We start from the raw sequence: 12,688 nt of genomic DNA, 5'->3' as shown, positions 1-12,688 counted from the left end.
GTTCTACCAGTCGCCACCCACACCGCGTCCGGACGCACGAGAGCCCCCGCCATGGCAGGGGCTCCCGTGGTGAGGCGGGGTGCGTCAGGCGCCGGCAGCAGCACGCAGGGCGTCGGCGCGGCTGGTGTCCTCCCACGGCAGACCCGGACGGCCGAAGTGGCCGTACGCGGCGGTCTCCGCGTAGATCGGACGCAGCAGGTCGAGATCGCGGACGATCGCCCCGGGGCGCAGGTCGAAGACCTCGAGGACGGCCTCGCGGATCTTGTCGACCGGGACGGTCTCGGTGCCGTAGGTGTCGACGTAGAAGCCGACCGGGTGGGCAACGCCGATCGCGTACGCGACCTGGACCTCGGCCTTGGTCGCGAGACCCGAGGCCACGATCGTCTTGGCGACCCAGCGCATCGCGTACGCGCCGGAGCGGTCCACCTTGCTCGGGTCCTTGCCCGAGAACGCGCCGCCGCCGTGGCGGGCGTAGCCGCCGTAGGTGTCGACGATGATCTTGCGGCCGGTCAGGCCCGCGTCGCCCATGGGTCCGCCGATGACGAACTTGCCCGTGGGGTTGATGTGCAGGCGGTAGTCCGAGGAGTCGATGTCGTACTGACCGAGGACCGCGTCGATGACGTGCTTCTTGAGGTCGACCGCGAGCTGGTTCTCCAGGTCGACGCCCTCCTCGTGCTGCGTCGACACGACGATGGCCTCGACCCGGACCGGCTTGTCGTTGTCGTCGTACTCGATGGTGACCTGGGTCTTGCCGTCAGGACGCAGGTAGGGCAGCGTGCCGTCCTTGCGGACCGACGTGAGCTGCTCGGCCAGACGGTGCGCGATCGTGATCGGCAGCGGCATGAGCTCGGGGGTCTCGTCGACCGCGAAGCCGAACATCAGGCCCTGGTCGCCGGCGCCCTGGAGATCGAGCGGGTCGACCGAGGACCCGACCCGGGCCTCCTCGGCCTTGTCGACGCCCTGGGCGATGTCGGGGCTCTGCGCGTCGAGGGTGACCTGCACCGCGCAGGACTCGCCGTCGAAGCCCTTGGTGGAGGAGTCGTAGCCGATCTCGAGGACCCGGTCGCGCGCGATGCGGGCGATGTCGACGTAGGCCTGCGTCGTGACCTCGCCACCGACCAGCACCAGGCCGGTGGTCACGAACGTCTCGGCCGCGACACGGCTCTTGGGATCCTCGGCCAGCAGCGCGTCGAGGATGCTGTCGCTGATCTGGTCGGCGATCTTATCCGGGTGTCCTTCGGTGACGGACTCGGACGTGAACAAGCGGCTCACATTGTCTCCTGGGTTGATGGCTGTAGGGAAGTGTAACGAGCGGAGTGCCCGGCGGGCCCGTTCAGTCCAAGCGATGGACGACGGCGTCCCAGATCTGGTGCGCCAGGGCGGACTTGGGCCCGTGGGCGAACTCGGTCACCGAGCCGTCGGCCCCGAGCAGCACCGCCTCGTTGTCGTCCTGGCCGAACACCTTGCCGGCGCTGACGTCGTTGACGACGAGCAGGTCGCAGCCCTTGCGGGCGAGCTTGGCCCGGGCGTGCTCGATCACGCTCGCGGTCGCATCGCCGGTCTCGGCGGCGAACCCCACGATCACCGGGCGCTTGCTGGTGCGCGCGGCGACCAGCTCGACCAGGATGTCGGGGTTCTCGACCAGGTGGATCTGCGGAGCGACACCGTCAGGCGCCTTCTTGATCTTCGCGTCGACGAACTCGGCCGGCCGGAAGTCGGCCGGCGCGGCGGCCATGACGACCGCGTCGGCGTCGGAGGCCGCCAGGTGCATCTGGTCGCGGAGCTCCTGGGTGCTGACGACGTCCACGACGTGGGCGCCCGCCGGACGCGGCAGGGTCACGTTGGCGGCCACGACCGTGACCCGTGCGCCGCGGGCGATCGCGGCCTCCGCGAGGGCGAAGCCCTGACGTCCGGACGAGCGGTTGCCCAGATAGCGCACCGGGTCGAGGAACTCCCGGGTGCCGCCGGCGGACACCACGACGTGCCGGCCGGCCAGGTCCTGGCCACGTGCGGCCATGACGTTGAGCGCCGCGGCGTAGATCTCGGCCGGGGCCGGGAGTCGTCCCTTGCCGGTGTCGGCTCCCGTGAGCCGGCCGACGGCAGGCTCGAGCACGACGTGCCCGCGGTCCCGCAGGGTCGCGACATTGGCCTGCGTCGCGGCGTTCTCCCACATCTCGGTGTGCATCGCGGGCGCGAACATCACCGGGCACCGAGCGGTCAGCAAGGTGTTGGTGAGCAGGTCGTCGGCGAGGCCGTGGGCGGCCTTCGCGAGCGTGTTGGCGGTCGCGGGGGCCACCAGCACGAGATCAGCCGACTGGCCGATGCGCACGTGCGGCACCTCGTCGACGTTCTCGAACACGCCGACCTGGACGGGGTTGCCGCTCAGGGCCTCCCACGTGGCAGCGCCCACGAAGTGCAACGACGACTCGGTCGGCACCACGCGGACGCTGTGACCGGACTCGGTGAAGAGTCGCAGCAGCTCGGCCGCCTTGTAGGAGGCGATGCCACCGGAGACTCCGAGGACGATCGATGCCATGGGCGGCCCCGCGAGGGGGATCAGGCCTTCTCTGCCGCTGCGGCTTCGGCCTCGGGGTCGATGTCCTCGACCGTCAGCAGCCCGTCGTTGATCTCGCGCAGCGCGATCGAGAGCGGCTTCTCCTGGACGCCCGTCTCGAGGAGCGGTCCGACGTACTCGAGCAGGCCCTCACCGAGCTGCGAGTAGTACGCGTTGATCTGACGAGCGCGCTTGGCGCTGTAGAGGACGAGCTTGTACTTGCTGTCCGCCTTCTCGAGCAGGTCGTCGAGGGGCGGGTTGGTGATGCCGATGGCAACCGAACGTGTCGTGGACACAGAGCCTCACAGAAAGATCTAGGAACGTACCCGACTCGTGCCGGATCTGAACAAGTCTACCAATTCTTCGCAAGCAGTCTCGACATCGGTGTTGACGATCGTCACGTCGAACTCCGACTCGGCCGCGAGCTCGGTCCGCGCGGTCTCCAACCGTCTGGCCCGCTCCTCGGGACCCTCGGTGCCGCGACCCACCAGACGACGCTCGAGCTCCTCGAAGCTGGGCGGCTTGAGGAAGCACATCAGTGCGTCGGGCATGCGCTCGCGCACCTGCCGGGCACCCTGCAGATCGATCTCCAGCAGCGCCGGGACGCCGGCGGCCAGGTGCTCCTCGACGGGCGCGCGCGGCGTGCCGTAGCGGGCTGCGCTGTGCACGACGGCCCATTCCAGCAGGCCGTCCTCGGCGATGAGCCGGTCGAACTCCTCGTCGGTGACGAAGTGATAGTGCACGCCGTCGACCTCGCCGGGCCGGGCACGTCGCGTGGTGGCGGACACCGAGATCCAGATCTCGGGGTGCGTACGACGGACGGCGGCGGCGACCGTGCCCTTGCCGACCGCGGTGGGTCCGGCGAGCACGACGAGACGTGAGCGGGCGGGGCTGGTGGACTCAGGGCCGGTGGACTCAGGGCCGGTGGACTCAGGCACGACCGGCACGTTCCGCCCGGTCGCCGAACTCCGCGAGGAGGGACGACACCTGGTTGGCACCGAGACCGCGCAGCCGACGGCTGTGCGCGATGCCGATGCGCTGCATGATCTCCTGCGCGCGTACCTTGCCCACGCCCGGCATGGCCTGCAGCAGGTCGACCACCTTGAGCTTGGCGATGACCTCGTTGGCCCGCGCCTCCTGGATCACCTCACCGAGGCTCGCGGTCGAGCTCTTGAGCCGGCTCTTGACCTCGGCCCGCAGCTGTCGGGCGACGGCTGCCTTCTCGAGGGCCGCCGCACGCTGCTCTGGGGTCAGCTCGGGGAGTGCCACTTCGTCACCTTCCTTGAACCGGGTATGTGGTCATCACAGCTCGACGCTGCACTCGGACTTCACGTTGGCCTCGACGCGCTTGCCGTGCTTGGCCACCGTCTTGTTGAACTGGTCGTACGCGTTGTTGAGGCTCTCGCTCTGCTCGACCGGCAGCTCCGCGACCGACGAGACCGAGACGTCCTCCAGCTTCAGTCCTACCGCCTTCTGGGCGTCCAGGACACCGCTCAGCGCGGTGGTCAGCGCGGTCCAGTCCTTCTTGGCCTCCGCAGGGGCCAGTGCGGCGAGCGACCGGGTGGTGCGGCGGTACTTCGCGAAGTCGTCGTTGGTGCGCTTCTTGGCGAACGTCTCCAGCGTGGACTGGTCCTTCTTGACCGCCGCGCAGTAGTCGCTGTCGCCGCCGCACGCGGACAGGGTCGTGGCGGCGACGACCGTCGCGACCAGCAGGGCTGCTGTCTTGCGCATCGAAGAGCTCCTCGGGCGATCGGCCATGAGCGGCGTCACGACCCTACAAGGTCGGCGTTGACGCGAGCCGCAGAATCGCGGAGGGCCTGCACGTCCGGTCCTGCGGCGAGCACACCGCGCGACGTCGACGCGATGACGTTGTCCAGGACCCCGCCGAACAGGCGCCGGATGTCGTCCGGAGTGCCGCCCTGGGCGCCGAGCCCCGGCACCAGCAGCGGCCCGTTGATCGCGAGGTCCTCGTCCGCCTCGCCGATCGTCGCGCCCACGACCGCACCGTACGCACCCATCGGCGTGGCCCCGGCGTTGAGCTCGGCGAGCTGGCGCAGGATCCCGCCCGCGACGGTCTCCCCCGACGCACCGCCCGCGGTGTCGGGCCGCAGGGCGTGCTGCACCTCGGGGCCTTCGGGGTTGGAGGTCAACGCGAGGACGAACACCCCCGCGTCGTTCTTCTCGGCCACCTCGAAGAACGGCGCGAGCGAGCCGAAGCCGAGATACGGGCTGACCGTGATCGCGTCGGCCGCCATCGGGGCGTCGTCGTCGAGGTACGCATCGGCGTACGCCTGGGCGGTCGAGCCGATGTCGCCGCGCTTGACGTCGAGCACGACCAGCGAGCCGGTGTGCCGCAGGTCCTCGATCGTGCGCTCCAGCACGACCACTCCCCTGGCGCCGAAGCGCTCGAAGAAGGCTGACTGCGGCTTGACGAACGCGACCCGGCCCGCGAACGCCTCGACGCACGTGCTGGCGAAGTGGTCCAGGCCCTCGACGGAGTCGGGCAGCCCCCACTGCTCGAGCAGCGACGGGTGCGGGTCGATGCCGACGCACGCAGGACCGTACGCCTGCATCGCGACCCGCGCGCGGGACCCGAAGCTCATGCCCGGGCCTCCGTCACCCGGCGACCCCACTCCTGCAGGGACGTGACGCCGATGCCCCCGCCGATCAACGCCTCGATGCCCTGCACCGCGGCCGCGAGTCCCTGGACCGTCGTGATGCACGGGATGCCCTCGGCGACCGCCGCGGTGCGGATCTCGTAGCCGTCGATGCGGGGGCTGCCGCCCGTGGTGACGCCGTGCGGGGTGTTGATGATGAGCTGCACGTCCTGCTCGCGGATCTTCTCCACGATCGTGCTGCGCGACTGACCCTCCAGCGGCTCCTCGTGGATCTTGCGGATCACCGTGGACTGCACGCCGTTGCGGGCCAGCACCACCGCGGTGCCGCTGGTCGCGAGGATCTCGAAGCCGAGGTCCGCGAGCCGCTTGACCGGGAAGATCATGTGCCGCTTGTCGCGGTTGGCGACCGACACGAAGACCTTGCCCGAGGTCGGCAGCCCGTTCTGGGCGCCTGCCTGCGCCTTCGCGAATGCCTGGCCGAAGCCGGCGTCGAAGCCCATGACCTCACCAGTCGAGCGCATCTCGGGGCCGAGGAGGGTGTCGACGTAGCGGCCCTCGTAAGTGCGGAAGCGGTTGAACGGCATGACCGCCTCCTTGACCGCGATCGGCGCGGAGTCGGGCAGCCGCCCGCCGTCCCCGGTCGCGGGCAGGACGCCGGCAGCACGCAGCTCGGCGATCGACTCCCCCAGCATGAGCCGGGCCGCCGCCTTCGCGAGCGGCGTCGCGGTGGCCTTGGACACGAACGGCACGGTGCGCGACGCGCGCGGATTGGCCTCGATGACGTAGAGGATGTCCGACGACAGCGCGAACTGGATGTTGATCAGTCCCCGCACGCCGACGCCCTTGGCGATGGCTTCCGTGGACTCGCGGATGCGCTGGATCTCCAGGTCGCCCAGCGTGATGGGCGGCAGCGCGCAGGCCGAGTCGCCCGAGTGCACGCCGGCCTCCTCGATGTGCTCCATGACGCCGCCGAGGAACAGGTCGGTGCCGTCGTAGAGCGCGTCGACGTCGATCTCGATCGAGTCGTCGAGGAACCGGTCGACCAGCACCGGACGCTCGGGAGAGATCTCGGTGGCCCGGCCGATGTAGTCCTCGAGGGTGGCCTCGTCGTAGACGATCTCCATGCCGCGGCCGCCCAGCACGTACGACGGGCGCACGAGCACGGGGTAGCCGATCTCGTCGGCGATGTCCTTGGCCTCGGCGAACGTCGTCGCCATGCCGTGCTTGGGGGCCGGGAGGTTGGCGTCCTCCAGCACCTTGCCGAACGCGCCACGCTCCTCCGCGAGCTCGATCGCGGCCGGCTGGGTGCCGACGATCGGGACACCTGCGGCCTCGAGCCCCGCGGCCAGGCCCAGCGGGGTCTGGCCGCCGAGCTGGACGATGACGCCCGCGACCGGACCGGCCTGCTGCTCGGCGGCGACGATCTCCAGCACGTCCTCGAGCGTCAGCGGCTCGAAGTAGAGGCGGTCGGACGTGTCGTAGTCGGTCGAGACGGTCTCGGGGTTGCAGTTGACCATGATCGTCTCGTAGCCGACGGCCGACAGGGCGAGTGCCGCGTGCACGCACGAGTAGTCGAACTCGATGCCCTGGCCGATGCGGTTGGGACCGCTGCCGAGGATCAGCACCGCAGGCTTGGTGCGCGGCTCGACCTCGGTCTCCTCGTCGTACGAGGAGTAGTGGTAGGGCGTGCGGGCCGCGAACTCCGCCGCGCAGGTGTCGACCGTCTTGTAGACCGGACGGACGCCGAGCGCGTGGCGCACGCCCCGCACGACGTCCTCGCGCATGTCGCGCAGCCCGGCGATCTGGGCGTCGGACAGGCCGTGGCGCTTGGCCTTGCGCAGCAGGGCGGGGTTGAGCTCGCTCGAGTCGCGGACCTCGGTGGCGATCTCGTGGATCAAGAACAGCTGGTCCACGAACCACGGGTCGATCCGGGTCGAGTCGTGCACCTCCTGCGGGGTCGCTCCGGCGCGGATCGCGTCCATGACCAGCGTGATCCGGCCGTCATGCGGACGCGCGATCGCGGCCAGCAGCTCGTCCTTGTCGCCCGGCTCGCCGGCCCAGTCGAAGCCGGCACCCTTGCGGTCGATCGAGCGCATGGCCTTGCCCAGCGCCTCGGTGAAGTTGCGGCCGATCGCCATCGCCTCGCCGACCGACTTCATGTGGGTCGTCAGGGTCGAGTCGGCGTGCGGGAACTTCTCGAACGCGAACCGCGGCACCTTCACCACGACGTAGTCGAGCGTGGGCTCGAACGACGCCGGCGTCTCGGCCGTGATGTCGTTGGGGATCTCGTCGAGCGTGTAGCCGATCGCGACCTTCGCGGCGATCTTGGCGATCGGGAACCCGGTCGCCTTGGAGGCCAGTGCGGACGAGCGCGAGACGCGGGGGTTCATCTCGATCACGACGATGCGCCCGTCGGCCGGGTTGACCGCGAACTGGATGTTGCAGCCGCCCGTCTCGACGCCGACCTCACGGATGATGCCGATCGAGATGTCGCGCAGCCGCTGGTACTCCACGTCCGTGAGCGTCATCGCCGGCGCGACGGTGATCGAGTCGCCCGTGTGCACGCCCATGGGGTCGAAGTTCTCAATCGAGCACACGATCACGACGTTGTCCGCCGTGTCGCGCATGACCTCCAGCTCGTACTCCTTCCAGCCGAGGATCGACTCCTCCAGGAGCACCTCGGTGGTCGGGCTGAGCGCCAGGCCGGAGCCGGCGATGCGGTGCAGGTCCTCCTCGTCGTACGCGAGACCGCTGCCCGAGCCGCCCATCGTGAACGACGGGCGGACGACGACCGGATATCCGCCGAGGCCCTCCACGCCGTCCAGGCACTCCTGCATCGTGTGGCAGATGACGGAGTTGGCCGACTCCGCGCCCCACTCGGGCGGGAGGGTCGCGACAACCTGCTTGAAGGACTCGCGGTTCTCGCCCTTCTCGATCGCCTCGATGGACGCACCGATCAGCTCGACGCCGTACTTGTCGAGGATGCCGAGCTTGTCGAGCTGGATCGCGGCGTTGAGGGCCGTCTGGCCGCCGAGGGTCGCGAGCAGCGCGTCAGGGCGCTCGATCGCGATGACCTTCTCGAGGTACTCCGGCGTGATCGGCTCGACGTAGGTCGCGTCGGCGAACTCGGGGTCGGTCATGATCGTGGCGGGGTTGGAGTTGACCAGGATGACCCTGATGCCCTCCTCGCGCAGCACGCGGCAGGCCTGGGTGCCGGAGTAGTCGAACTCCGCCGCCTGCCCGATGACGATGGGTCCGGAGCCGATGACGAGAATCGACTCGATGTCAGTACGCCTGGGCATCAGGCCTCCACCTTCGCTGCGTTCATGAGGTCGACGAACCGGTCGAACAGGTAGGCCGCGTCGTGGGGACCGGCTCCTGCCTCCGGGTGGTACTGCACGCTGAACGCCGGGGCGTCGAGCAGCGCGAGGCCCTCGACGACCTGGTCGTTGAGCCCGACGTGAGTCACGCGGGCCGGGCCGTACGGCGTGTCGAACGAGCCCTCGAGGGGTGCGTCGACCGCGAAGCCGTGGTTGTGGCTCGTGATCTCGACCCGTCCGGTCGTGAGGTCCTGGACCGGCTGGTTGATGCCGCGGTGGCCGTACTTGAGCTTGTAGGTGCCGCGGCCGAGCGCGCGGCCGAACATCTGGTTGCCGAAGCAGATGCCGAAGAAGGGCATCCGCCGCTCGAGCACCTGCTGCAGCAGGGCCACGACGTCACCGGCGGCCGCCGGGTCGCCGGGGCCGTTGGACATGAAGACGCCGTCCGGCGACACCGCGAGGACGTCGTCGATCGTCGCGGTGGCCGGGAGCACGTGGACCTCGACACCGCGCTCGGACATGCGCCGCGGCGTCATGCCCTTGATGCCAAGATCGATCGCCGCGACCGTGAGCCGCTTCTCCCCCACCGCCGGGACGACGTACGCCTCGGTCGTGGAGACCTCGCCGGCCAGGTTCGCGCCGGCCATGCTGGGCGCCGAGCGGACCGCGTCCAGCAGGGCGTCCACGTCGGTCGAGACCGAGCTGATGCCGGCCCGCATCGCGCCGGCCTCGCGCAGGTGCCGGGTCAGGGCCCGGGTGTCGACGCCGCTGATGCCGACGACGCCCTGACGGTCCAGCTCGTCCGCGAGCGGGTGCGTCGAGCGCCAGTTGCTCGGCACGCGGGCAGGATCGCGCACGACGTAGCCCGCGACCCAGATCTTGGACGACTCGTGGTCCTCGCCGTTCACGCCGGTGTTGCCGATGTGGGGAGCGGTCATCGCCACGATCTGGCGGCGGTACGACGGATCGGTCAGCGTCTCCTGGTAGCCGGTCATGCCGGTGTTGAAGACGATCTCGCCGACGGTCTCGCCGACGGCTCCGTACGACTCGCCGCGGAACACGCGGCCGTCCTCGAGCACGAGGATCGCGTCGGTCGTCATGAGGTCACACCTTTCACGAGTGCACGGTCCTGGACGGTCGGCCTGCCACGCAGGAAGGTCGCCACGACCTCGCCGGGCAGGGTCAGTCCGGCGTACGGGTTGTTGCGCGACAGCGATGCCGTGTCGCGCGGGTCGATGGTGCGGGACGCGTCGGGGTCGACGAGCACCAGGTTGGCGGGCTCACCGACGGCGAGGGGGCGGCCCTGGTTGGCGACCCGGCCGATCTCGGCGGGCTTGGTCGACATCGCGGTCGCCACCTGCTCCCAGGTGAGGCGGCCGGTGTCGACCATCGTCTGCTGGACGACCGACAGCGCGGTCTCCAGGCCCAGCATCCCGAAGGCTGCTGCCGACCACTCGCACTCCTTGTCCTCCATCGGGTGCGGGGCGTGGTCGGTCGCCACGATGTCGATCGTGCCGTCGGCCAGTCCCTCGCGGACCGCCTCGACGTCGTCGTTCGAGCGCAGCGGCGGGTTGACCTTGTAGATCGGGTCGTAGCTGCGCACCAGGTCGTCGCTGAGCAGCAGGTGGTGCGGGGTGACCTCGGCGGTCACGTCGATGCCGCGGCTCTTGGCCCAGCGGACGATCTCGACCGATCCACGGGTCGACAGGTGGCACACGTGCAGGCGCGAGCCGACGTGCTCGGCGAGCAGCACGTCACGAGCGATGATCGCCTCCTCCGCCACGGCGGGCCAGCCGGTCAGGCCCAGCTCACCGGAGAGCGGGCCCTCGTTCATCTGGGCGCCCTCGGTCAGCCGCGGCTCCTGCGCGTGCTGGGCGACGACACCGTCGAACGCCTTGACGTACTCGAGCGCCCGGCGCATGACGACTGCGTCGGAGACGCACTTGCCGTCGTCGGAGAACACCCGGACGCCGGCGGCCGAGTCGGCCATCGCGCCGAGCTCGGCGAGCTGCTGGCCCTGGAGCCCGACCGTGACGGCGCCGACGGGCTGCACGTCGCAGTAGCCGCCCTCGCGACCGAGGCGCCAGACCTGCTCGACCACACCGGCGGTGTCGGCGACCGGCTCGGTGTTGGCCATCGCGTGCACGCACGTGAAGCCGCCCCGCGCGGCGGCCTGCGATCCGGTGAGGACCGTCTCGGCGTCCTCGCGGCCCGGCTCGCGGACGTGGGTGTGCAGGTCGACGAGACCCGGGAGGGCCACGAGACCGGCGGCGTCGATCTCGATCTCGCCGGTCGCGCCGGCGCCGATCGCGGTGATGATCCCGTCCTCGAACGCGATGTCGGTGGGATCCCCGCCCAGGAGCCTGGCCTGGCGGATGACGTACGAGGTGGTCATGCACGTTCCTTGTCGCTGGAGAGTTCGTCGGAGCTGCCGTCGGCTGCGCCGCCGAGCAGGAGGTAGAGGACGGCCATGCGGACGGCCACGCCGTTGGTGACCTGCTCGACGATGACCGAGCGGTCGTGGTCGGCCACGTCTGCCGTGATCTCCATGCCTCGGTTCATCGGGCCGGGGTGCATCACGATCGCGTGGTCGGGCAGGCGGTTCATGCGTGCGGTGTCGAGGCCGTAGCGGCGCGAGTACTCGCGGGCGCTCGGGAAGTACGACGCGTTCATCCGCTCGGCCTGGACGCGCAGCATCATGACCGCGTCCGCGCCCTCCAGCGAGGCGTCCAGGTCGTACGACGTCGTGACCGGCCAGCGGTCGACGCCCACGGGCAGCAGAGTCGGGGGGGCCACGATCGTGACGTTCGCCCCGAGCGTGTCGAGCAGCAGCACGTTGGAGCGCACGACCCGGCTGTGCAGCACGTCGCCGACGATCGTGACGTTCTTGCCCTTCAGGCTGCCGTCGCCGTCCGCCGCCAGGTGCCGGCGCATCGTGAACGCGTCCAGCAGCGCCTGCGTGGGGTGCTCGTGCGTGCCGTCGCCCGCGTTGATGACCGCGCCCTGAGTCCAGCGGGCCTCGGCCAGCCGGTGCGGGGCGCCGGACGAGGGGTGGCGGATGATGACCGCGTCCGCACCCATCGCCTGCAGCGTCAGGGCGGTGTCCTTGAGGCTCTCGCCCTTGGAGACGCTCGACCCCTTGGCGGAGAAGTTGATGACGTCGGCGCTGAGCCGCTTGGCGGCCGCCTCGAACGAGATGCGCGTACGGGTCGAGTCCTCGAAGAACAGGTTGACGACCGTGCGACCGCGCAACGTCGGCAGCTTCTTGATCGGGCGGCTCGCGATGCCGAGGAGCTCCTCGGCGGTGTCGAGGACCTGGATCGCGTCGGCGCGGTCGAGGTCGCCCGCGCTCAGGAGGTTCTTGATCATGCGGTCCCGCCGTTCGTCGCCATGGCCTGGATCGTGACCGCGTCGAGACCGTCGGTCTCGGCCAGCGACACCTTGACCCGCTCGACGAGCGAGGTGGGCAGGTTCTTGCCGACGAAGTCGGCCCTGATGGGCAGCTCGCGGTGGCCGCGGTCGATCAGCACCGCGAGCTGGACGGCCCGGGGCCGGCCCAGCTCGGTCAGCGCGTCGAGCGCGGCCCGGATCGTCCGGCCCGAGAACAGCACGTCGTCGATGAGCACGACGACCTTGCCGTCGATGTCGTCGGGGATCTCCGTGTGCTCGAGGGCGCGCGCCGGCTTCATCCGCAGGTCGTCGCGGTACATCGTCACGTCGAGCGCGCCGGCCGCGATCTCGCGGCCCTCGACCTCGGACATGCGCTCCGCGATCCGGCGTGCCAGGTGCACGCCTCGGGTGGGGATGCCCAGCAGGACGAGACCGGCGGAGTCGCGGTTGCGCTCGAGGATCTCGTGGGTGATGCGGGTCAGGGCCCGGGAGATGTCCTGTTCGTCAAGGACCGTCCGGGCGGCGCCTGCCGCGGGGGGTTCGTGCAGCTTGTCAGCACGCGCTACGTCATCGGACGCACTCATGACTGACCTCCTTCTCCGCCTCTCGGGACGGCCGTTAAAGGATGTCGTTGGATCCCCCGAAGACTATCAGCGCGCAACCGTCCCTCCCGACGCGGCGCCACGCTCCCCGCCATCCCAGCCCGAACTCCCCCGGCGCGCCCCAGGCGGGACGAACGATGAGGGCTTGCGGCAGCGTCAACTACCGCAAACCCTCACCCCCCGTCACCCCCACGCCCGGCCGGG

At 70.2% G+C, this 12,688-nt stretch carries 12 protein-coding genes; all 12 read right to left on the bottom strand.

The features are described from left to right. Positions 1–84: 84 nt before the first annotated feature. Positions 85–1,272, bottom strand: a complete 1,188-nt coding sequence (metK, locus tag GEV27_RS08440) for a methionine adenosyltransferase (protein WP_153652947.1) — start codon at positions 1,270–1,272, stop codon at positions 85–87. A gap of 61 nt (positions 1,273–1,333) precedes the next feature. Then, positions 1,334–2,536 carry a bifunctional phosphopantothenoylcysteine decarboxylase/phosphopantothenate--cysteine ligase CoaBC gene (gene coaBC / locus GEV27_RS08435; RefSeq protein WP_153652948.1) on the bottom strand — a complete coding sequence of 401 codons (1,203 nt, stop codon included), beginning with the start codon at positions 2,534–2,536 and terminating at the stop codon, positions 1,334–1,336. Between the two features lie 20 nt (positions 2,537–2,556). Then, positions 2,557–2,850 (bottom strand): DNA-directed RNA polymerase subunit omega, encoded by a 294-nt coding sequence (gene rpoZ / locus GEV27_RS08430; RefSeq protein ID WP_153652949.1) that lies wholly within the window; start codon positions 2,848–2,850, stop codon positions 2,557–2,559. 18 nt (positions 2,851–2,868) lie between these two features. Then, positions 2,869–3,492, bottom strand: coding sequence for a guanylate kinase (gene gmk, locus GEV27_RS08425; RefSeq protein ID WP_309222115.1), 624 nt, complete (start codon positions 3,490–3,492; stop codon positions 2,869–2,871). Then, positions 3,485–3,823, bottom strand: a complete 339-nt coding sequence (mihF, locus tag GEV27_RS17770) for an integration host factor, actinobacterial type (RefSeq protein WP_153652951.1) — start codon at positions 3,821–3,823, stop codon at positions 3,485–3,487. Before mihF ends, gmk begins: the two co-directional genes overlap by 8 nt. A 33-nt stretch (positions 3,824–3,856) precedes the next feature. Next, positions 3,857–4,285, bottom strand: a complete 429-nt coding sequence (locus tag GEV27_RS08420; RefSeq protein ID WP_153652952.1) for a hypothetical protein — start codon at positions 4,283–4,285, stop codon at positions 3,857–3,859. A gap of 35 nt (positions 4,286–4,320) precedes the next feature. Further along, positions 4,321–5,157, bottom strand: coding sequence for an orotidine-5'-phosphate decarboxylase (gene pyrF / locus GEV27_RS08415; RefSeq protein ID WP_153933891.1), 837 nt, complete (start codon positions 5,155–5,157; stop codon positions 4,321–4,323). Further along, complete coding sequence (gene carB / locus GEV27_RS08410) at positions 5,154–8,474, bottom strand: carbamoyl-phosphate synthase large subunit (RefSeq protein WP_153652954.1); 3,321 nt, start codon at positions 8,472–8,474, stop codon at positions 5,154–5,156. The genes pyrF and carB overlap by 4 nt, the downstream gene beginning before the upstream one ends. Then, positions 8,474–9,592 carry a glutamine-hydrolyzing carbamoyl-phosphate synthase small subunit gene (gene carA / locus GEV27_RS08405; protein WP_153652955.1) on the bottom strand — a complete coding sequence of 373 codons (1,119 nt, stop codon included), beginning with the start codon at positions 9,590–9,592 and terminating at the stop codon, positions 8,474–8,476. Before carA ends, carB begins: the two co-directional genes overlap by 1 nt. Beyond that, positions 9,589–10,887, bottom strand: a complete 1,299-nt coding sequence (locus tag GEV27_RS08400) for a dihydroorotase (protein ID WP_153933890.1) — start codon at positions 10,885–10,887, stop codon at positions 9,589–9,591. Before GEV27_RS08400 ends, carA begins: the two co-directional genes overlap by 4 nt. Then, positions 10,884–11,858, bottom strand: coding sequence for an aspartate carbamoyltransferase catalytic subunit (locus GEV27_RS08395; protein WP_309222126.1), 975 nt, complete (start codon positions 11,856–11,858; stop codon positions 10,884–10,886). The genes GEV27_RS08400 and GEV27_RS08395 overlap by 4 nt, the downstream gene beginning before the upstream one ends. Continuing rightward, a complete protein-coding gene (gene pyrR / locus GEV27_RS08390) occupies positions 11,858–12,466 on the bottom strand; it encodes a bifunctional pyr operon transcriptional regulator/uracil phosphoribosyltransferase PyrR (RefSeq protein ID WP_153652958.1) in 609 nt (202 codons plus the stop codon). The genes GEV27_RS08395 and pyrR overlap by 1 nt, the downstream gene beginning before the upstream one ends. Positions 12,467–12,688 lie beyond the last annotated feature (222 nt).

Origin of the sequence: Aeromicrobium sp. S22 (assembly GCF_009661045.1) — a bacterium.
In the GTDB taxonomy this organism is placed as follows: Bacteria; Actinomycetota; Actinomycetes; order Propionibacteriales; family Nocardioidaceae; genus Aeromicrobium; species Aeromicrobium yanjiei.
The sequence above is the reverse complement of the archived record's forward strand: the minus strand, read 5'-3'. Positions and strand labels throughout refer to the sequence as shown.